Origin of the sequence: Glycomyces sp. L485 (genome assembly GCF_022548875.1) — a bacterium.
Lineage (GTDB): Bacteria > Actinomycetota > Actinomycetes > Mycobacteriales > Micromonosporaceae > Glycomyces.
Genome location: NZ_JAKZEW010000003.1, coordinates 136,372 through 154,476 on the forward strand (window position 1 = coordinate 136,372; position 18,105 = coordinate 154,476).

General features: G+C 69.7%; 20 protein-coding genes and 2 pseudogenes. 6 read left to right on the forward strand and 16 right to left on the reverse strand.

Going from position 1 to position 18,105, the window contains the following annotated elements; genetic code table 11:
- Position 1 precedes the first annotated feature (1 nt).
- From secD to ruvC, 5 genes are all read right to left on the reverse strand, one after another.
- Positions 2–1,828, reverse strand: coding sequence for a protein translocase subunit SecD (gene secD / locus L0U85_RS03065; RefSeq protein WP_241376217.1), 1,827 nt, complete (start codon positions 1,826–1,828; stop codon positions 2–4).
- A gap of 262 nt (positions 1,829–2,090) precedes the next feature.
- Entirely contained in the window at positions 2,091–2,492 is a 402-nt protein-coding gene (gene yajC / locus L0U85_RS03070; RefSeq protein WP_241376218.1) for a preprotein translocase subunit YajC, read from the reverse strand.
- A gap of 87 nt (positions 2,493–2,579) precedes the next feature.
- Entirely contained in the window at positions 2,580–3,656 is a 1,077-nt protein-coding gene (ruvB, locus tag L0U85_RS03075) for a Holliday junction branch migration DNA helicase RuvB (protein WP_241376220.1), read from the reverse strand.
- Positions 3,657–3,659: 3 nt separating this feature from the next.
- Positions 3,660–4,256 (reverse strand): Holliday junction branch migration protein RuvA, encoded by a 597-nt coding sequence (gene ruvA, locus L0U85_RS03080; RefSeq protein ID WP_277605303.1) that lies wholly within the window; start codon positions 4,254–4,256, stop codon positions 3,660–3,662.
- Positions 4,253–4,777, reverse strand: coding sequence for a crossover junction endodeoxyribonuclease RuvC (gene ruvC / locus L0U85_RS03085; RefSeq protein WP_347177339.1), 525 nt, complete (start codon positions 4,775–4,777; stop codon positions 4,253–4,255). Before ruvC ends, ruvA begins: the two co-directional genes overlap by 4 nt.
- Positions 4,778–4,972: 195 nt before the next feature.
- On the opposite strand from ruvC, the gene L0U85_RS03090 reads away from it, so the two are divergent.
- Together L0U85_RS03090 and L0U85_RS03095 are read left to right on the forward strand one after the other, a co-directional pair.
- Positions 4,973–6,217 (forward strand): multidrug effflux MFS transporter, encoded by a 1,245-nt coding sequence (locus L0U85_RS03090; protein ID WP_347177344.1) that lies wholly within the window; start codon positions 4,973–4,975, stop codon positions 6,215–6,217.
- A 57-nt stretch (positions 6,218–6,274) separates the two neighbouring features.
- A complete protein-coding gene (locus L0U85_RS03095; protein WP_241376226.1) occupies positions 6,275–6,934 on the forward strand; it encodes a phosphoribosyltransferase in 660 nt (219 codons plus the stop codon).
- Here the strand turns inward: L0U85_RS03095 and L0U85_RS03100 are convergent.
- The 3 genes and pseudogenes from L0U85_RS03100 to pdxT all read right to left on the reverse strand — a co-directional run.
- Positions 6,931–7,563: pseudogene (locus L0U85_RS03100) on the reverse strand (alpha/beta family hydrolase); the annotation flags it as partial. The gene L0U85_RS03095 and the pseudogene L0U85_RS03100 sit on opposite strands and share 4 nt — an antisense overlap.
- Positions 7,564–7,598: 35 nt before the next feature.
- Positions 7,599–8,357, reverse strand: a complete 759-nt coding sequence (locus tag L0U85_RS03105; protein ID WP_241376229.1) for a YebC/PmpR family DNA-binding transcriptional regulator — start codon at positions 8,355–8,357, stop codon at positions 7,599–7,601.
- A 20-nt stretch (positions 8,358–8,377) separates the two neighbouring features.
- The gene (pdxT, locus tag L0U85_RS03110; protein WP_277605305.1) at positions 8,378–9,016 is read right to left on the reverse strand and encodes a pyridoxal 5'-phosphate synthase glutaminase subunit PdxT; all 639 of its coding nucleotides are present in this window, start codon (positions 9,014–9,016) and stop codon (positions 8,378–8,380) included.
- Positions 9,017–9,178: 162 nt separating this feature from the next.
- Here pdxT and L0U85_RS03115 point away from each other — a divergent pair, with 162 nt between their 5' ends.
- Both L0U85_RS03115 and L0U85_RS03120 read left to right on the forward strand, forming a co-directional pair.
- Positions 9,179–9,589, forward strand: coding sequence for a hypothetical protein (locus L0U85_RS03115; RefSeq protein ID WP_241376233.1), 411 nt, complete (start codon positions 9,179–9,181; stop codon positions 9,587–9,589).
- 22 nt (positions 9,590–9,611) lie between these two features.
- Positions 9,612–10,148, forward strand: coding sequence for a hypothetical protein (locus tag L0U85_RS03120; RefSeq protein WP_241376234.1), 537 nt, complete (start codon positions 9,612–9,614; stop codon positions 10,146–10,148).
- Between the two features lie 36 nt (positions 10,149–10,184).
- Here the strand turns inward: L0U85_RS03120 and L0U85_RS21070 are convergent.
- Positions 10,185–10,454 (reverse strand): annotated as a pseudogene (locus L0U85_RS21070) (hypothetical protein); the annotation flags it as partial.
- Between the two features lie 78 nt (positions 10,455–10,532).
- Here L0U85_RS21070 and L0U85_RS03125 point away from each other — a divergent pair.
- A complete protein-coding gene (locus L0U85_RS03125) occupies positions 10,533–10,934 on the forward strand; it encodes an SSI family serine proteinase inhibitor (protein ID WP_241376236.1) in 402 nt (133 codons plus the stop codon).
- Between the two features lie 59 nt (positions 10,935–10,993).
- Here the strand turns inward: L0U85_RS03125 and pdxS are convergent, their stop codons facing one another.
- The 7 genes from pdxS to L0U85_RS03160 all read right to left on the reverse strand — a co-directional run bounded on the left by pdxS (position 10,994) and on the right by L0U85_RS03160 (position 16,468).
- The gene (gene pdxS / locus L0U85_RS03130) at positions 10,994–11,899 is read right to left on the reverse strand and encodes a pyridoxal 5'-phosphate synthase lyase subunit PdxS (RefSeq protein WP_347177340.1); all 906 of its coding nucleotides are present in this window, start codon (positions 11,897–11,899) and stop codon (positions 10,994–10,996) included.
- Between the two features lie 99 nt (positions 11,900–11,998).
- A complete protein-coding gene (locus L0U85_RS03135) occupies positions 11,999–12,565 on the reverse strand; it encodes a hypothetical protein (RefSeq protein WP_241376238.1) in 567 nt (188 codons plus the stop codon).
- A gap of 87 nt (positions 12,566–12,652) precedes the next feature.
- The gene (locus L0U85_RS03140; protein ID WP_241376241.1) at positions 12,653–13,102 is read right to left on the reverse strand and encodes an SPW repeat protein; all 450 of its coding nucleotides are present in this window, start codon (positions 13,100–13,102) and stop codon (positions 12,653–12,655) included.
- A gap of 106 nt (positions 13,103–13,208) precedes the next feature.
- Positions 13,209–14,324 (reverse strand): glycosyltransferase family 4 protein, encoded by a 1,116-nt coding sequence (locus L0U85_RS03145; RefSeq protein ID WP_347177345.1) that lies wholly within the window; start codon positions 14,322–14,324, stop codon positions 13,209–13,211.
- 8 nt (positions 14,325–14,332) lie between these two features.
- The gene (locus tag L0U85_RS03150) at positions 14,333–15,220 is read right to left on the reverse strand and encodes a phosphatidylinositol mannoside acyltransferase (RefSeq protein ID WP_241376244.1); all 888 of its coding nucleotides are present in this window, start codon (positions 15,218–15,220) and stop codon (positions 14,333–14,335) included.
- Positions 15,213–15,839, reverse strand: coding sequence for a phosphatidylinositol phosphate synthase (pgsA, locus tag L0U85_RS03155; protein ID WP_241376246.1), 627 nt, complete (start codon positions 15,837–15,839; stop codon positions 15,213–15,215). The genes L0U85_RS03150 and pgsA overlap by 8 nt, the downstream gene beginning before the upstream one ends.
- An 83-nt stretch (positions 15,840–15,922) precedes the next feature.
- Positions 15,923–16,468 carry an HIT domain-containing protein gene (locus L0U85_RS03160; protein ID WP_241376247.1) on the reverse strand — a complete coding sequence of 182 codons (546 nt, stop codon included), beginning with the start codon at positions 16,466–16,468 and terminating at the stop codon, positions 15,923–15,925.
- Positions 16,469–16,589: 121 nt separating this feature from the next.
- Between L0U85_RS03160 and L0U85_RS03165 the strand changes: the two genes are divergently transcribed.
- A complete protein-coding gene (locus L0U85_RS03165; RefSeq protein WP_241376248.1) occupies positions 16,590–18,083 on the forward strand; it encodes a potassium/proton antiporter in 1,494 nt (497 codons plus the stop codon).
- The last annotated feature ends 22 nt before the right edge of the window (positions 18,084–18,105 follow it).

The following is an 18,105-nucleotide window of genomic DNA, read 5'->3' on the forward strand; positions in this document are numbered from 1 at the left end:
CTTAACCGCGCGATGCCGCTTTGCCGGGGGCCGGGATCGCCCTGGAGTGCAGCCCGGACAGGTGGACGTTGTTGAGGATCCTGCCGCGTGCCATCCATTCGGCGATCGGATGGGTGAACAGGAACACCACCAGGATGTTCACGAGGGTGGAGATTCCGAGCGCGAAGGCGAATGCCCGGACCGGGCCGATGGCCAGGATGTAGAGCACCAGCGCGGCGATGATCGAGATCGTGTTCGCCGAGAGGATCGTGCGCCTGGTTCGGACCCAGGCCCTGGGCACGGCCGAGCGGGCCGACCGCCCGTCGCGCATCTCCTCCTTGATCCGTTCGAAGTAGACGACGAACGAGTCGGCGGTGATGCCGATGGCGACGACGAAGCCGGCGATGCCGGCGAGCGTGAGGGTCAGTCCGATCTGGGAGCCCAGGAGGGCCACGAGCGGGTACAGGACCACGGTGGCTCCGAAGAGGCTGCCGAGGACCACGAAGCCGAGGACGCGGTAGTACGCCAGGCAGTACAGGAACACCAGCGCGAGGCCGATGACCATGGCGAGCAGGCCCGCTTCGAGCTGCTCGACGCCGAGCGTCGCGGTGACCTGGTTGAGGGTCTCGACGACGAACGTGGTCGGCAGGGAGCCGAAGTTGAGCTGGTCGGCCAGCTGGTTGGCCTCGGTGGCGGTGAAGTCGCCGGAGATCTGGGTGGAATTGCGCGAGGCCTCTTGGATCTCCGGTGCACTGACGACCTCGTTGTCGAGGACGATGGCGACCTGCTGGCCGACGTTCTCGCTGGTGAGGGAGCCCCACCTGGCGGCGCCGTCGCTGGTGAACTCGACTTGGACGACGAACCGGTTGAGGTTGGCCTGGTCGCTGCCGACGTCGGCGTTGGTGACGTCGGAGCCGAGCACGGTGGCCGGCTGGAGCAGGTACTTGTAGGAGATCGAGGGAGCGCCGTCCTCTTCGGAGATCGGCTCGGGGGCGGAGCAGGCGGTGACTTCGACGTCCGCCTGCTGGACCGACCCGGGCGGGCGGGCGTCGAGCTGCTCGCAGGTGATCTGCGGGACGTAGAACTGGACGCTGGCCGGCAGGAGGCCGACCTCCTCGGCGGTGAGCTCGCCGAAGGGCTCGAGTCCGGCCGCGGTGGCCTCGTCGGGAGCGGCGGTCAGGCTCTGGGCGACCCCTGCGGCTTCCTCGCCGACCTTTGCCCACACGTCGTCGATCGTGATGTTCTCATCGGAGGTCCCGACCTGGGGTGAACCGGAGGTGTCGTCGGTCGACTCCTCGGTCGCGGGGGTTTCGCCGTCTTCGCCGGTCGGCGTCTCGCCGTCCTCGGTGGGCTCCCCCTCGGAGGACTCCTCACCGCTCGTGTCCGGTTCGGTCCCGGCGAGGTCCTCCAGGCCGGAGGCGTCGGCGGTGAGGTCGGTGACGATGCGGAAACGCAGCTCGGCGGGGGCACCGACGTCGCGCAGGGCGTCCTCGTCGGTGTCGTTGCCCGCGACGTTGACCACGATGTTCTCGTTGCCCTCGACGTAGACCTCGGGCTCGGAGACACCGGTGGAGTTGACGCGGCTCTCGATGATCTGCCGCGCCTGCTCCATGGTCTCGGCGTCCGGCGGCTCGTCGGAGCCCTGCTGGTAGGCGGTGAGCGTCATCGACAGCCCGCCCTGGAGGTCGAGACCGAGCTTAGGCGTGGGGAACTTCCATCCGGCTCCGGCCACGGACGCGGCCCAGAGGACCCCGATGACGGCCAGCAGCGCCAGGAAGTAGGGGGCGACGGGCAGGCGCTTGCGCTGGATCTTCTTCCGTGGGCGGTCAGCGCCCGTGGTTGCACCCATGTTCGACGGCAATGGTCAGTCTCTTCCTCGAGTCGATGCGGAGCGGGCACAGGGAGGGCCCGGTCCGGCTGTGCCGGCCTCCGTGGCTCCGCCGTTCGGGCGGGCGCCGATCGGAGGGAGTGGCCTTGCACACGCAGTGTCGGCGCGGCTCATTCTAGACGGCCGCTCTCAACGGCTTCGCCCCGCCTGAAGTCGGACTTGCGGGCGCCGTCGTGTGCGGCCGTGCAGGGGTTCGCCGGCCTCGCCGAGACCGGAGTCCTTCCTAGTACTCCTTGCGGTCGGACTTGCCGGTGTGCTTGTCGTCGCCCTCGTCGGAGGAGCGGAGCTTCTCGAGGTCCTCGTCGGTGAGCGTGGCCTCTTCCTCGCTGATGGAGGACTCCTCCTCCTCGGCGGGGTTCTCCTCGTCGGAGGACAGCACACGGGCGATGGCCTGGCGGGCGAACACCAGGAAAACGTCGTCGGAGGCCTCCAGGGTCACGGTCTCGTCATCGGAGTCCACGACGGCGCCGTACAGGCCGCCGATGGTCATGACGCGAGTGCCCGGCTCGACCTTGTTCTGCATTTCCTGCTGCTCGCGCTGCCGCTTCTTCTGGGGCCGGATCATGACGAAGTACATCAGGGCGATGAACCCCGCGATGATGATCAGGAATGACAGGTCTTGCACGCTGGTGCCTTTCATTGGTGGCTGTCTGTTGCCAGCGGAGTCTAACGTGCGCGTCAGCGCAGGCCAGAGCCCGCTGCGTCTTCCACCCTACGCGTTGCCGGCCTCGAAGAGCCCGTCGGTGGAGGGCGGGGTCATTCCGAGGTGGCGCCAGCCCTCGGCGGTGGCGACGCGGCCGCGGGGCGTGCGGGCGAGGAGACCGGCCCGGACCAGGTAGGGCTCGCACACCTGCTCGACGGTGTCGGACTCCTCACCCACGGCCACGGCCAGGGTGGCGATGCCGACCGGTCCGCCGCCGAAGGTCTTGACGAGGGCTCCGAGAACCGCTCGGTCGAGCCGGTCGAGACCGAGGTCGTCGACGTCGTACAGCGCGAGGGCCTCGGCGGCGACGGTCCTGGTGATGGTGCCGTCGGCGCGTACCTGGGCGAAGTCGCGGACGCGGCGCAGCAGCCGGTTGGCGATGCGCGGCGTGCCGCGCGAGCGGGAGGCGATCTCGACGGCGCCCTCGTCGGTGGTCTCGACGTTGAGGATTCCCGCCGAGCGACTGACGATGGCCTCCAACTCGGCGGTGTCGTAGAACTCAAGTTGGCCGAGGAAGCCGAAGCGGTCCCTCAGCGGCCCGGTGAGGAGCCCGGCGCGCGTGGTGGCGCCGACGAGGGTGAACGGTTCGAGTTCGAGCGGGATGGCGGTGGCGCCCGGGCCCTTGCCGACGATGACGTCGACCCGGAAGTCCTCCATGGCGGTGTAGAGGAGCTCTTCGGCGGGGCGGGCGATGCGGTGGATCTCGTCGATGAAGAGGACCTCGCCGGGACCGAGGCTGGTGAGGATCGCGGCGAGGTCGCCCGAGCGCTCGATGGCCGGCCCGGAGGTCTGGCGCAGGCCGACGCCCAGTTCGGTGGCGACGATCATGGCCAGGGTGGTCTTGCCGAGTCCGGGCGGACCGGACAGCAGGAGGTGGTCCGGGGACGAGCCGCGGCGCCGGGCGCCTTCGAGGAGCAGGCTGATCTGCTCGCGCACCCTGGTCTGCCCGATGACGTCGTCGAGCTTGCCGGGACGGATGCCGGCCTCGGCGAGGCGGTCGAACTCGGTGGCCTCGGCGGCCGTCAGGGCCGCGGCCCACTCGTCAGAGCTGAACTCGGTCTCAGGGGTGTATTCGGGTTCGTCCATGGCCTATCGCTTCCCGAGGAGTCGGATGGCTTGCTTCAGCAGCGTGGGCACGTCGGCGCCGTCGACGCCCTCGGCGTCGAGCTTCTCGATCGCCGCCTCGGCCTCCTTCGCAGACCAGCCGAGCGCCTGGAGGCCCTGGCTGACTTGGGAGCGCCAGCCGCCGGGGCGCGAACCGGCCTGTTTGGGCAGGCCGGTGTCGACCGGGCCGATCTTGTCGGCGAGGTCGAGGACGATCCGCTCGGCGCTCTTCTTGCCCACGCCGGGGATCCGCGAAAGTGTGGCGGTGTCGCCGGTGGCTATGGCGTGGCGGATGACGTCGGGGCGGAGGGCCTCGATCGCGTCGCGGGCGATGCGCGGGCCGATCTTCTGCGCGGTCTGGAGCAGCTCGAACAGATCCCGCTCGACGGGGCTGTTGAAGCCGTGCAAGGTGATCGAGTCCTCGCGGACGATCGTGGAGACGTGGAGGACGACCTGCGAGCCGACGTTGAGGTTGGCGAGGGTGTGGGCACCGGCGTGGACGGCGTAACCGACACCGCCGACATCGATGACGGCGTAAGACTCCCCCACGGAGGCAACGGATCCCGTAAGCTGCGCGATCATCTCGGTCCTCGGCTCTGCTCCGACTGCGCCGCGGCGAGCCTGGCCTTCATGCCGCCCCTCCAAAGGTGGCAGATGGCTATCGCCAGCGCGTCGGCGGCGTCGGCGGGCTTGGGCGGCTCGCTCAGGCGCAGCACTCTCGTGACCATGGTGGTGACCTGCCGCTTGTCGGCTGTGCCGTTGCCGCAGACGGCGGCCTTGGCTTCGGAGGGCGTGTAGGTGGCGGTGGGGATCCCGGCGCGGGCGGCGGCCAGGAGCGCGATGCCCGAGGCCTGCGCGGTGCCGATGACACTGGCCACATTGTGCTGACTGAAGACGCGTTCGACGGCGACGGCCTCGGGCCGGTGGTCCTCGATGTGCGCTCGCAGGCCGTCGTCCAATGCGAGCAGCCGATCAGCAAGGGGCGCTTCGGGATCGGTGCGGACGACACCGACCGCGATCATCCGGCCGGGTGCACCGGGCCGTCCTTCGACGACGCCGACGCCGCAGCGGGTCAGCCCCGGGTCGATCCCCATGACGCGCACTCGTGCCTCCGATCTGTCGTTCGCGCCAGCTTATCCGGGAGGAATGACAGGAGTTTCCCGTGACGCTCGTGGCATCCCCCATAAATCACTTGCCGAGCGGCTAGGAAGAGGGTTACGTTCGTTGAGGCCAGGAGACGAAGACGCCGCCCTGGGCCCCGATCTCTTCCGCATCCCCAAGACTTCTGTGAGTTGACTGTGTCCGCTGCCGCGTTCAATCCGGGGGCCGCCCAGAGCGGCCACTCGCGCCGCTACATCACCATGATGGTGCTCGTGCTCGGCACGCTCGCCGCGACCGCGCCGCTCGCCACCGACCTCTACCTCCCGGCCTTCCCGAACATGGCCGAAGCCCTGGGCTCGACCGAGAACCACATCCAGCTGACCTTGACGTCCATGATGGTGGGCCTCGGGCTGGGCCAGGCCGTCATCGGACCGCTCTCGGACCGGTTCGGCCGCCGCGGCCCGCTGCTCATCGGCATGGGCGTGTTCACGCTGACCGCGCTGCTGTGCGCCGTGGCCACCACCGCGGACCAGCTGATCGCCATCCGGTTCGTGCAGGGCCTGAGCGGCGCGGCCGGAATGGTCATCACCCGAGCGGTCATCCGCGACCACTTCGAGGGCGACGCCATGACCCGCTTCACCGCCAAGATGATGCTCATCACGATGCTCGCGCCGATGCTCGGCCCGATCATCGGGGCGCAGCTCATCCACGTCGGCCCGTGGCCGATCGTGTTCGTGTTCATGGCGGTCATGTCGGCGCTGGCGACCGTCCTGGTGTGGCACTACCTGCCCGAGAGCCTCCCGGCCGACCAGCGGCAGTCGCAGACGGGCCGCGAGCTCGCGGCGACCATCGGCGGCCTGGTGCGCGATCCGCGATTCATCGCGCCGACGCTTGTGGTGTGCCTGAACTTCTCGATGCTGTTCACCTACGTCTCGACGTTCAGCTTCGTCTCGCAGGACGAGCTGGGCGCCTCGGCAGGGGCCTACTCGGCGGTCTTCGGTGTCGGGACGCTGGCGCTGCTGCTGGGCAACCAGGCGAACATGGTGCTCATCGACCGCGTCGAGTCGGGCGCCCGCATGGTCGTGGGCCTGGCGATCTCCCTGACGGGGGTTGCCTGGATCGCGGGCGTGCAGATGCTCGGGCTGGTCGGCCTCGTGAGCGTGACGATCGGGATCGCCTCGATGATGTTCGGCTGCGGCGTGATCTTCCCGAACGCCGGGGCGGCGGCTATGTCGTCGCAGCGGCCGCAGGTCGCAGGAACCGCTTCGGCGTTCATGGGCTCGCTCCAGATGGCCGCCGGCGGCGCGCTTCCGGCCCTGGCCACCTTGGGCGGGGTGAGCCTGGCGAGCATGACCGGGGGCATCGTGGTCTACGGGATCGGCACGGCGATCGCGGTGGTGGCGACCATCCGCGTCTACCGCAGGCGGCCTGTCGCGGCCTAAGACGCGGGCGGCCGGCCGCTTTCGTTTATCCCGGGCCGGGCCGGGCACCTCCCCGATATGCACAACCGAGTGTTTCGCGACCGGCGCGATGCCGGGCATGCGCTGGCCGCGCTGCTCGACCGGTTCCGGGACCGCTCCGACGTGCTGGTGCTCGCACTGCCGCGCGGCGGGGTGCCGGTCGGCCACGAGGTCGCCCGCGCGATCCGGGCTCCGCTGGACGTGTTCACGGTCCGCAAACTCGGCGTCCCCGGCCACGAGGAGCTGGCCATGGGCGCCATCGCCAGCGGCGGCGTCACCGTGCTCAACGACCAAGTGGTCCGGTTCAGCGGCACGAGCCGCGGCGAGATCGAGCGGGTCGCCGAGCGCGAGTCGGTCGAGCTGAGCCGGCGCGAGCGCGCCTACCGCGGCGACCGTCCTCCGCTCGAGCTCAAGGGCAAGACGGTACTGCTGGTCGACGACGGCCTGGCCACCGGTTCGACGATGCGCGCGGCGATTCAGGCGGTGCGGTCCCTCGGCCCCGAGCGGCTGGTCGTCGCCGTCCCGACCGGACCGGTCTCAGCTTGCCGGGAGCTGGAGGGCCTGGTCGACGAGATGGTGTGCGCGATGAACCCCGAGCCGTTCGCCGCGGTCGGCCAGTCGTACCAGGTCTTCGACCAGACCAGTGACGACGAGGTCCGCGAGCTGCTCGACGAGCGGTCAGGGCCTGACTCCGCTTAGGCGGGGCCCAGATGTTCGTTGAACCAGTCGCGGGCGAGTTGGGCCACCGAATCGAGCGCACCGGGCTCCTCGAACAGGTGCGTCGCTCCCGGGACGATCGCGATCCGGCTCGGCCCGCCCAGTAGCCGCTGCGCGGCGTAGTTGAGGCCCAGGACCTCCTCGTCGCGCTCGCCTACGATCAGGAGCGTCGGCGTCCTGACGTTCGGCAGGTCCTCGGCCGCCAGGTCGGGCCGTCCCCCGCGCGAGACCACCGTGCGCACCTCGATGCCCGGTGCCGTGGCGGCGCGCAGCGCGGCCGCCGCTCCGGTGCTCGCCCCGAAGTAGCCGATCCACTCGGTTTCGGGGCTGGGCCGGCTCTGGAGCCAGCTGGTCACCTCGGCGAGACGCCCGGCCAGCAGCGCGATGTCGAAGACCTTGGCGCGGTCGTCGCCCTCGGCGGGCGTGAGCAGGTCGAACAGGAGCGTGCCGAGTCCGGCCTCGTTCAGCGTCCGGGCCACGTACTGGTTGCGTCTGCTGTGGCGGCTGGAGCCGCTGCCGTGGGCGAACACCACGACGCCCGCCGCGTCGCCGGGAACCGCCAGGTGCCCTTCCAACTCGACGGGCCCGGCCGGGATCTTCAACGTCTCGTCGGTCATTCGGCAGGCGTACCCCGCCGCCGACCGCCCTACGCGTCGAGCTCGGCGAGGACGTCGTCGGAGATGTCGACGTTCGTGTAGACGTTCTGGACCTCGTCGCTGTCTTCGAGCGCGTCCACGACCCGCATCACCTTGCGTGCACCCTCGGCGTCGACGGCGATGCTGGTGGAGGGCTGGAACCCGGCCTCGGCCGAGTCGTAGTCGATGCCGGCCTCCTGCAGCGCGGTGCGCACCGCTACCAGGTCGGTCGGCTCGCACAGCACCTCGAAGCCGTCCTCGACCAGGTCGTTGACCTCCTCGGCACCGGCGTCGAGGACCGCCATGAGGATGTCGTCCTCGGTCAGGCCGTCGGCGTTCGGCACCGCGATGACGCCCTTGCGGGAGAACAGGTAGCCGACGCTGCCGGCCTCGCCGAGCGAACCGCCGTTGCGGGTCAGCGCGACGCGCACCTCGGAGGCGGCCCTGTTCCTGTTGTCGGTCAGGCACTCGATGAGCACGGCGACCCCGCCGGGCGCGTAACCCTCGTACATGATCGTCTCGTAGTCGACACCGCCGCCGTCGAGTCCGCCGCCTCGTTTGACCGCGCGGTCGATGTTGTCGTTGGGCACCGAGCTCTTCTTGGCCTTCTGGATGGCGTCGAAGAGCGTGGGGTTGCCGGCGGGATCGGGACCACCAGTACGCGCCGCGACCTCGATGTTCTTGATCAGCTTCGCGAAGATCTTGCCCCGCTTGGCGTCGATCGCGGCCTTCTTGTGCTTGGTCGTCGCCCACTTGGAGTGGCCACTCATGCCAGCAGTCCCCTGTCCTACTACTCAACCGTTCCGGCACCGGAGCGCCGGACCATATCCACGAAGTACCGGTGCACACGCGCGTCCGGCGTCACCTCCGGGTGGAAGGAGGTCGCCATGCATGCTCCCGCTCGTACGGCGACGATCCTACCGCCCGGCTCGGCGGCCGGTCCGTCCCCGCTGTCCACGCGGCCCAAGACCTCGACGCCTTCGCCGATGCGCTCGACCCACGGCGCGCGGATGAAGACGCCGTGGAACGGGCCGCCCTCCACGCCGGTCAACTCGACCGGCGACTCGAACGAGTCGACCTGGCGGCCGAAGGCGTTGCGCCTGACCGTCATCGGAATCGCTCCGAAGGAGCGCTGGTCCGTCCGGCCGTCGAGGACCTCGCCGGCGAGCAGGATCATGCCGGCGCACGACCCGAACGCGGGCATCCCCGCGTCCAGGCGCTTCGCGAGCGGCTCGAACAGCTCGAAGACGGTCAGCAGTTTGCTCATCGTGGTCGACTCGCCGCCGGGAATGACCAGGCCGTCGACCGAGTCGAGCTCGGATTCACGCCGGACCGGCACCGCGCGGGCACCGGCGGCCTCGATCGCGCGCATGTGGTCGACGACGTCGCCTTGCAGCGCGAGCACGCCGATCTCGGGCACCACGGTCATCAGAGAACTCCAAATGTCGCATTCATCGGGCGATACAAGGGTAGTTCGGCCACAACGCGCCGCCTACCTGGGCAATCGGCGCTGTGACCGATTACTGCACGCTGGGACCGATCCGTTAGGCTCTGCGGGCGAACGTGCAGCACCCCTAGGAGCTTTAGGACCATGCCTGAGATTGTCAAGCGCAACCCGATGCCCCGTTCGGTCCGGGCCGGACGCAACGCCCTGTGGTTCCAGGCGGCGATCAGCGCCGCCGTCGGCGGCCTCCTCGTCCTGGCCCACCACACCGCCCGCGGCCTGGTCCCGCCCGCCGCCGAGCATGACGTCTACCGCGGCGCCGCGGGCCTCGGCGCCTTGGCGCTGTTCCTGGTCCTGGCGGTGCTGCTCCTGCGCACCCAGTGGCGGGTCCTGTGGCTGCTGGTCCTGCTCAGCCAGGTCTTGAGCCTGGTCGGCCTCGTGTGGCTCATGGTCACCGGCGGCCTGTACTGGGCGTTGTGCATCGCGTTGGCTATCGTTCCAGTAACCATCATCGGAACGTTGACCGAGCGGTTCGCCCGCCGCTGGTTCAACCACTAAACCGCTCGGAAGGCGATCGCCAATGCTCCCGCAACCGAACTTCGGCCCCTCCTCAGGCCCAGAGGACAACGACGACGAGGTCGAGGGACCGCCGAAGCAGTTCCGCCGGTTGCGGATCGCCCTGTGGGTGCAGGCCGCGCTCGCGGTGCTGGCCGGCAACTTCCTGACCGTCACAGTGTTCACCTACCGGTCCATGTCGGCCGCCGACCTCACCGAGGCCTTCACCGAGACCGAGGGCGCCGAGGCGGCCGCGTCACTTGCCCGCGACGCCCACGAGTACTACCAGACCACGGGCTTCCTGGCCGCGAACCTCACGATCGCCGGGATCACGATCCTGGCAGCGATCGTCGCGGCGCTGTGCGCGATGCGGTTCAAGAACCGCATGAAGGTGGTGCGCCGCAGCGCGATCGCGGCGTCGATCGTCCTGTTCCTCGCGGGCATGCTCATGACGACGGTCTTCGGCTACCTGGTCGCGCCTTGGGTGTTCGCCTCGGTGCTGTCGCTGTGGTGGCTGTTCTCGGCCGACATCAGGCACTGGATGGACCGCAGTTCGAAGTAACCGGGACTCGTCTTCACCGCTCGGCGCCCCGCCGTGGCGGCGGAGGTAGTCGATGAACGCCGCGCGCGCCAGCGGCTCGCTCTCGCCCCATCGTCCCTGGGTCGCCTCGCGCCACATCGCCACCAGGTCGTCGATGGCCACGCCGATCTCGGCGACGTCGGGGTCGAGGTTGTCCGCCTGGCCGGCGGCCGGGGTGTGGCGGAACAGCTCGATGAAGAACCGCCAGTCGTAGCGGTGTCGCGCCAGCGCGAACGCCCGGTGCTGAAGCTCCGAGGTCGAGAGCCGGTCGAGGTCGTCTGCGTTCATGCTTCAAGCGTAGGCGCGCGCACGGAAATCGGAGTGTCGATGGGCGATTGCAAGCGCCCGGCTACTTAGGATCGAGCCATGTTCAACTGGCTCGCGCGCATCGCCGCCGCTCTCGGCGCGATCGCACTCGTATCGTTCTCCGCTCCCGCGCAGGCCGCTCCCGCCTCGGACGGCCCGCACGGCAGGTTCATGATCCACTGGTCCGCGGTCGACGGCGGCGAATCGGCCACCGTCTCACTGGCCTGCCCGCAGGAGTGGAGCGAGCACCCGAACGCCGAGCAGGCGTGCGCTCAGATCGAGGGCGCCGGCGGATCCATCGAGCGGATCGAACCGGTCAGCGGGTTCTGCACCAAGGAATACGCCCCGGTGCGCGTGATGATGATCGGCCACTGGCACGAGACGTGGCAGTTCTTCACAGGGACCTTCGCCAACCGCTGCGAGGCGAACCTGGCAACCGGCGGGCACCTGCTCGACATCTAGCCCGGAGTGCGAAGGCGGGCCGGGAGTGCGACTCCCGGCCCGCTATTGCCTGCGGTGATTTACCAGCCGCGGCCGGCGAGCTTCTGGTCTTCGGGGAGGGTGTCGACGTTGATGCCGACCATGGCCTCGCCGAGACCGCGCGAGACTTCGGCGACGACCTTCGGGTCGTCGTAGAAGGCGGTGGCCTTGACGATCGCGGCGGCGCGCTTGGCGGGGTCGCCCGACTTGAAGATGCCGGAGCCGACGAAGACGCCTTCGGCGCCCAGCTGCATCATCATGGCCGCGTCGGCCGGCGTGGCGATGCCGCCGGCGGTGAACAGCACGACCGGGAGCCTGCCGAGCCGGGCGACTTCTGCGACGAGCTCGTAGGGGGCGCGCAGTTCCTTGGCGGCGGCGTAAAGCTCGGCCTCGTCGAGCTTGGTCAGGCGGCCGATGTCGGCGCGGATCTGTCGCATGTGGCGGGTGGCCTCGACGACGTTGCCGGTGCCGGCCTCGCCCTTGGAGCGGATCATGGCCGCGCCCTCGGACAGGCGCCGGAGCGCCTCGCCGAGGTTGGTCGCACCGCACACGAACGGCACGGTGAACTTCCATTTGTCGATGTGGTTGGCCTCGTCGGCGGGCGTGAGGACCTCGGACTCGTCGATGTAGTCGACGCCGAGGGTCTCCAGGACCTGCGCCTCGACGAAGTGGCCGATGCGGGCCTTGGCCATCACGGGGATCGAGACGGCTTCGACGATGCCGTCGATCATGTCGGGGTCCGACATGCGCGACACGCCGCCCTCGGCGCGGATGTCGGCGGGGACGCGTTCGAGCGCCATGACCGCCACCGCTCCGGCGTCTTCGGCGATCCTGGCCTGCTCGGGCGTGACGACGTCCATGATGACGCCGCCCTTCAGCATGTCGGCCATGCCTCGCTTGACGCGGGCGGTCCCGACTTCGGCCTCGGTCTTCTGGGTCTCTGACACGGTCACCGGCTCCATCTGATGGTCAACGTTAGGGGTGCCTGACCTGGACGATTCTACGCCGCGACCGGCCTCACAGCCCCTTGGTACAGACAGGTGCGGCTAGCGCAGCGGGTCGTCGATCTCCCAGTACCGCGGGCGGGGCAGCCGGTGGTGAAGGCGCAGCACCACGGACATCGGCAGGGACCGGGAGGCGACGGCGTCGCGCACGAAGTCGGTGTGGATCTGGCGGGCCAGGGCGACGCGCCGATTGGCGGCCTCCAGGTCGCCGGCGCCGATGTGGCCGTCGTCGAGCTCCCTCAGGGCCCGGGTGAGGTCGTTCTCGGCGTATTCGCGCAGTTCACGCTGTCGGCGGGTGTCGGCGGGTACGGCGACGACGGACAAGGCGAGGGCGACGGCCTCCTCGAATCCGGGGCGGCCGACGAACTTGAGGACGGTCTCGGCGCGCTCGTCGAGCTTGGCGAGCAGCGCGGTCTCGGCGGTGCGGGCACGGCGGTGCAGGCGTTCGACCCGCGTGACCGTCCATGTCGCATAGGCGCCGACGACTGCCACGACCGCCACGAGTACTGCCAGCCACCACATCCGGATCATCGTAATGGGGCGCGGCTCGCGGCCCGGTGCGGCCCGGTGCGGCCCGGTGCGGCCCGAGGCGCCCACCGGGCCGGTCACGGCCGAGCGCCCGCCGCCGGACCGCTCCTGGGCGATTTCGACGCGGGCGCCGCGTTCAAGTCTTCGTCGGTGTTCCTTCGATAGCCGTCACTCCCCTGTCGAGTTCCGTTCACGGCGGCTCATGACCTGGCGGGCGCAGACGAGGCCCAGCAGGAACGCGAGCGCACCGATGATGATGTTGTTCCAGATGACCCCGGTGCCGGGATCGGTACCGACCGCCCATGGCGAGAAGATCATCCAGATGCCGATCGCGCTCATGGCCCAGCTCATGCCGTACATGCGCTCCGGGGCCACGGTGAATCCGAGCGCGAGCAGGCCGATCGCGATGCCGACGACCAGGTTGTGCGTCGCGAGCTCAGCCTGGGTGGCCGAGAAGTTCACCACCCAGGGAGAGATGACGCAGTACAGGCCGAGCAGGAATACCGGGGCGTCGATGAACGCCACGTCCCTCCGGCCCATCATCCTGGCGTAGCGGGTTCGCATTTCATGGACGTCCGGGTGGCCTGTGAGGTCACCCCTGCGTGAGACATCGGCCATACGACAGCCCTCCGTCCGATCCGTGCGCGTGCGGCTGCACGGGGATACACGGACCGCTGCCCTCATTATGTACCCGGAAAGTCACGCCGGGTAAAGATTCCGGCGCTCAACGCCGCTCGGCGCCTGCTTCGATCGCGGCGCGGTAGACCTCGGTGACCCGGGCGGCGACCTCGGGCCAGTCGTAGCGTCTGACCCATTCGTTCGCGACCTCGACGTACTCGGCGCGCAGGGCGGCGTCGTCCAGGAGCCGGCCGGCCTTCTCGACGAGGTCGGCCGCGTTGCCGACAGCGAACAGGCCGCCGGCGCGGCCGTCGTCCAGGACGCTCCTGAACGCCTCGATGTCGGAGGCGAGCACGCACGTGCCCGCGGCCATGGCCTCGGTGAGGATCATGCCGAACGACTCGCCACCGGTGTTGGGGGCGACGTAGAGGTCGACGCTGGCGAGCATGCTCGCCTTCTCCCCGTTGGGGACCGCGCCGAGGAAATGGACGCGCTCGGCGACGTCGGGGGCGAGCCCGGCGACGGCGGCATCGGGATCGCCGCTACCGACGACGAGAAGGTGCAGGTCGGGCCGGTCTGCGGCGAGGCGGGCGAAGGCGTCGCGGAGGATCCCGAAGCCCTTGCGCGGCTCACCGTACCGGCCCATGAAGCCGATGGTGGCGCCCTCGGGCTTGGAGGCGAGTGGATCGGCCTTGCGGTAGAAGGCGACCGGGACGCCGTTGGGTATCTCGACGGCGCCGCCGCCGAGGTGCTCGACCTGCACCTTGCGGGCATAGGGGCTGACTGCGATGCGCGCCGAGAGGTTCTCCAGGACCAGTTGCGCCATGTTCTTCCCGGCCGCGAGCATCCGCGAGCGGGTGATGGCGGTGTGGAAGGTGGCCACGACCGGGCAGCGGGCGGTGAGCACGGCCAGACACGCCAGGCTCGGCGTGAGCGGCTCGTGGACGTGGACGACGTCGAAGCCGCCGTCGAGGCACCAGCGGCGCACGCGCGCGGCCGAACGCGGCCCGAAGGCGAGGCGGGCGATCGAACCGTTGTAGGGGACGGCGACGGTCTTGCCTCCGGGGACGACGAAGTCGGGCAGGTCGCTGGTGTCGGTGGCGGGGGCGAGCACGGACACGTCGTGGCCGACGTCGATGAGGGTCTCGGCGAGGTCGCGGATGTGGTACTGCACGCCGCCGGGCACATCGAAGGAGTACGGGCTCACGATCCCGATCCGCAGGTCACCCATCAGGGCTCCGTGCGCTCGAAATCGGCCGACCAGAACCGCTGGAGCATGTGCCAGTCCTGCGGGTGGGCGCCGATGCCCTCGGCGAAGGCGTCGGCCATGGCCTGCGTGGTGGAGGCGACGCGGTCGCGCAGCCGCCCGGTGCCGGTGTCGAGCGGCCCGGTGATGTGGCAGACGGCCCGGTCCGGCTCGTAGTGGATGCGGGCGGTGAACAACGGGACCCTGTTGCGGATCGCCAGCAGCGCCGGTCCGGTGGGGAACGTCGTCGTCTCGCCGAAGAATTTCACCTCGATGCCCTTGCGACCCAGGTCGCGGTCGGCGACGAGGGCGACGACGTCGCCGGCGTCGAGCCGCTCGCCCAGCACCGCCTGCGGGTCCCGGTCGCCGCCAGAGGCCGGGACGATGTTCATCCCCAGCGACTCGCGGTACTCCAGGAAGCGGCGGAACACGCCCTCGGGTTTGAGGCGCTCGACGACGGTGGTGAGCCGGTCCCCTGCGATCTGAGGCACCCAGGCCCCGGCGAAGTCCCAGTTGCCGCTGTGGGGGAGGGCGACGATGCTGCCCTTGCCTTCGGCGAAGCGTTCGGCGACCGGCTCGTAGCCGTTCATCTCGAAGCTGCGGTCGAGGTCCTCGCGGCTCATCGACGGCAGCCTGAACGCCTCAAGCCAGTAGCGGGCGTAGGAGCGCATGGCCTCACGCACCAGCTCCTCGCTCACCTCGCCGTCGACGACGCGGGCGAGGTTGCGCCGCAGCTGCCGGACCTCCCGGCCGTTCTTCTGCCAGGCCCGGTCGGCGAAACGGCGGGCCAAGGCCGAGGCCGGCCTCTGGGGCGTGAGGCGGATGCCGCGCCAAGCGGACAGGTACGCCCATTCGGTGAGTCGCTCACGCATCGGCACGCTCCAGGGCGTTCAGGCCCGCACGGGCGTGGACCAGGCGCTGCACGACGGTGACCGTCGTGAGCACGGCGAGCACAGCCATGCCGACCTCCATCGCGTAGGGCACGCCGAGGATCTCGGCGACGACGGCGACACCGGCGATGATGATCCGCTCGGGCCGCTCGGCGATGCCCACGTTGCACTCGACCCCCAGGCCCTCGCAGCGGGCCTTGACGTACGAGACGACCTGGGAGGTGACCAGCACCGCCAGCGCGAGCGCGCAGAAGAGGAACCGCTCCTCGGCGAGTGCCCAGTAGGCGAGGCCGCCGAAGATCGCGCCGTCGGCCAGCCGGTCGCAGGTCGAGTCGAGCAGCGCTCCGAAACGGCTGGTGGTGCCCTTGACGCGGGCGATAGCCCCGTCGAGCATGTCGGTCAGTACCGAGAGGCCGATGACGATGAGGCCGGCGAGCAGCCGCCCCTGCGACAGCAGCAGTATCGAGGCGACGACGACCACGGCGGTGCCGACGAGGGTGACGGCGTTCGCGGACACGCCGATGCGGATGAGGACCTTCGCCACGGCGTCGACATAGCGCCGCAGCCCCGCTCGTCCGGAGGTCCGAAGGAACTTCGCCATGGTCTCCTGATTTCTTGGCGTCGCCCACTGGGTGTTCGGGCACTGGGCTGGTGGTGGGTATTGACTCTATAGTGCCCTTGCGATTACGGCCGACCCCAGGCGGCGGCCAGTTCGGTGCGGGTGTCGGCCAGCAGCTGCGGGAGGGTCTTGGTGCGGCCGATGATCGGCATGAAGTTCGAGTCCCCGCCCCACCTGGGCACGATGTGCTGATGCAGGTGCCCGGCGATGCCGGCCCCGGCGACCTGGCCCTGGTTCATCCCGATGTTGAAGCCGTGGGCGCCCATGACCGCGCGGACGACCCTCATGGCCTCCTGCGTGAGCGAGCCCATCTCAGCGACCTCCTCGACGTCCAGGTCGGTGTAGTCCGGCACGTGGCGGAACGGCACGACCATGAGGTGGCCGGAGTTGTAGGGGAACTTGTTCATGACGACGTACATGCACTGGCCGCGCGCGACTATGAGCCCGTCGGCGTCGTCGAGCTTGGGGATCTCGCAGAACGGGCAGCCCTCGATGTCGGCGTCGTCCCCGGTCGGCTTCCCCTCGCCCTTGATGTAGGCCATCCGGTGCGGCGTCCACAGTCGCTCGTAATCGTCGGGGACACCGGCTCCTTCGGATGCAACTTGGCTCACGGAGACGATCCTAGGCCACCGCCCGGGGCGGCGTCGACCGCCGCGAAGTGGCGCGCGGGCTCCGCCTTCGGTGTCAAAACTATCCGCTTTCGTCCCTTGAGGCCCGGATATGCTTCGGAGCGTGACGTTGCCTCAGCTGTACCTCGTATTGCTCATAGGCTGCGCCACCGTGCTCGTGTCGATCGCGGCCATCCGCGCCACCCACCGGCTCGGGCTGCCCGCGCTGCTGGTGTTCCTCGGCGCCGGCATGGCGCTGGGAGAGGACGGTCTGGGCATCGCGTTCGGCAGCTTCGAGATCGCGCAGGTCATCGGCACGTTCGCGCTGGCGCTCATCCTCATCGAGGGTGGCCTGTCGACCCGCTGGCGGGCGATCTCGGGGCAGTTGGCCCCGGCGGGGCTGCTGGCGACGGCCGGCGTGGGAGTCAGCGTCGCCGTCGTCGCGTTCGGCGCGCACTATCTGCTCGGGTTCTCCTGGCAGACTTCGCTGATCCTCGGGGCTGTGGTGGCCTCGACCGACGCCGCGGCGGTGTTCTCCGAGTTGCGGGGGGTGGGCCTGCCGAAGAAGCTGTCGGGAACGTTGGAGGCGGAATCGGGGTTCAACGACGCGCCGGCGGTGATCCTGGTTCTGGCGTTCTCATCGGCGGCGGGGATCCCGAGCACGGTGAACCTCATCGGCACGCTGGTCTGGCAGTTGACGGCCGGCACGGCGATCGGGGTGGCGGTCGGATTCGGCGGGGCGTGGCTGCTGCGGCGCCTGGCGCTGCCGATGTCCGGGCTCTACCCGCTGGCGGTCTTCAGCCTCGGCCTGGCGGCGTTCGCGGCGGCGGGGGCGCTGAACGCCTCTGGGTTCATCGCGGCCTATCTGGCGTCGCTCATCCTCGGGAACTCGCACCTGCCGCACCGGGCGGCGACACTGTCGTTCGCCGCCGGCCTGGGCTGGATGGCGCAGTTGGGCATGTTCGTGATGCTGGGCCTGCTGGCGAGCCCGGCGAACCTGATGAACGCGCTGGTGCCGGGCCTCATCCTGGGCGCGGTGCTCACGCTGGTGGCGCGGCCGCTGTCGGTGGTGCTGTGCCTGGTGCCGTTCCGGTTCTCGCTTCGCGAGCAGACGCTGATCTCTTGGGCGGGGCTGCGCGGGGCGGTCCCGATCGTCCTGGCCACCATTCCGCAGTCCGAGCGCCTGCCCGGGGGCCAGGCGCTGTGGGACATCGTGTTCATCCTGGTCGTGGCGTTCACGCTGTTGCAGGGTCCGACCCTGCCGTGGGTGGCCAGGCGGCTCGGACTGTCGAGCCCAGAGGTCGTCCAGGAGGTCGAGATCGAAACCGCGCCGCTGGACGCGGTGGACGGCGAGGTCCTGACGATCACGATCCCGAAGCGCTCCGGTCTGGCGGGTCTGCGCCTGTTCGAGCTCCGACTTCCCGAGGGCAGCGCGATCGCCGGGGTGGTCCGCGAGAAGCGACTGTTCGTCCCCGAGATGAGCGACCGGCTGCGCTCGAGCGACCAGCTCATCGTGGTGACCTCACCCAGGCTGAGAGAGGCCACTGAGCAACGCCTCACAGCTCTGACCAGGGCTGGAAGACTGGCCCGCTGGCTCGGCGAGAGCGGCAAGGACTGAGACGGCGCGCACCCGAGCGGTG

Bases quoted from the DNA above. Each gene is read 5' to 3' on its own strand.
- secD (WP_241376217.1), bottom strand. From the start codon at position 1,828: ATGGGTGCAACCACGGGCGCTGACCGCCCACGGAAGAAGATCCAGCGC.
- ruvB (WP_241376220.1), bottom strand. From the start codon at position 3,656: ATGGACGAACCCGAATACACCCCTGAGACCGAGTTCAGCTCTGACGAG.
- ruvA (WP_277605303.1), bottom strand. From the start codon at position 4,256: ATGATCGCGCAGCTTACGGGATCCGTTGCCTCCGTGGGGGAGTCTTAC.
- L0U85_RS03095 (WP_241376226.1), top strand. From the start codon at position 6,275: ATGCACAACCGAGTGTTTCGCGACCGGCGCGATGCCGGGCATGCGCTG.
- L0U85_RS03105 (WP_241376229.1), bottom strand. From the start codon at position 8,357: ATGAGTGGCCACTCCAAGTGGGCGACGACCAAGCACAAGAAGGCCGCG.
- pdxT (WP_277605305.1), bottom strand. From the start codon at position 9,016: ATGACCGTGGTGCCCGAGATCGGCGTGCTCGCGCTGCAAGGCGACGTC.
- L0U85_RS03115 (WP_241376233.1), top strand. From the start codon at position 9,179: ATGCCTGAGATTGTCAAGCGCAACCCGATGCCCCGTTCGGTCCGGGCC.
- L0U85_RS03120 (WP_241376234.1), top strand. From the start codon at position 9,612: ATGCTCCCGCAACCGAACTTCGGCCCCTCCTCAGGCCCAGAGGACAAC.
- L0U85_RS03125 (WP_241376236.1), top strand. From the start codon at position 10,533: ATGTTCAACTGGCTCGCGCGCATCGCCGCCGCTCTCGGCGCGATCGCA.
- L0U85_RS03140 (WP_241376241.1), bottom strand. From the start codon at position 13,102: ATGGCCGATGTCTCACGCAGGGGTGACCTCACAGGCCACCCGGACGTC.
- L0U85_RS03150 (WP_241376244.1), bottom strand. From the start codon at position 15,220: ATGCGTGAGCGACTCACCGAATGGGCGTACCTGTCCGCTTGGCGCGGC.
- pgsA (WP_241376246.1), bottom strand. From the start codon at position 15,839: ATGGCGAAGTTCCTTCGGACCTCCGGACGAGCGGGGCTGCGGCGCTAT.